Origin of the sequence: Streptomyces sp. SID12501, from assembly GCF_010550245.1 — a bacterium.
In the GTDB taxonomy this organism is placed as follows: Bacteria; Actinomycetota; Actinomycetes; order Streptomycetales; family Streptomycetaceae; genus Streptomyces.
Map to the genome: position 1 here is coordinate 1 of NZ_JAAGLU010000547.1, position 462 is coordinate 462.

Consider the following 462-nt stretch of genomic DNA (forward strand, 5'->3'; position numbering starts at 1 on the left):
CACCCTTCACCTGCCCCCGTCCACGCCATCCACCCCACCGACGGTTCCCCACCGTCGACAATCCGGCGCTCGCTCGCCCGCCATGCCCTGCCAGGGGCCGACCACACCGCTCCTGGGGTCTCACCCGACGGAGCTGAGGACGACGCGGTGCCCGGCTGAGACTTCGCTTGACGGTGGGGCGGCCACCGCGTTCGCCGACGCCAACAGACAGATGGCCCGACCTCCGAGCCACTACCGCCCGCACCTGTCCCCTGCGGGGCGCGCGGGTACGTACGGTGGACGGGGAGCTGACCGGGCACGCGGTCGAGCGTCGTGTGTACGCGTACTGCGGGCGCGAGAAGAGCATCGGTGCCGTCCACAGGGATCTGCAACGCTCGCGGGAGATCTGGGAGATCGGCCGTCGGCTGGCCGCATGGGGGCTGGTGAGGGGCGCGGACCGCCGGGTGACCCGTGAGGGCAGAC

The 462-nt window shown here is 72.3% G+C and carries 1 pseudogene; it reads left to right on the forward strand.

Features of this window, described 5'->3' with window-relative positions:
• Positions 1-275 precede the first annotated feature (275 nt).
• Positions 276-462 (forward strand): annotated as a pseudogene (locus tag G3I71_RS47215) (TIGR04222 domain-containing membrane protein); the annotation flags it as partial.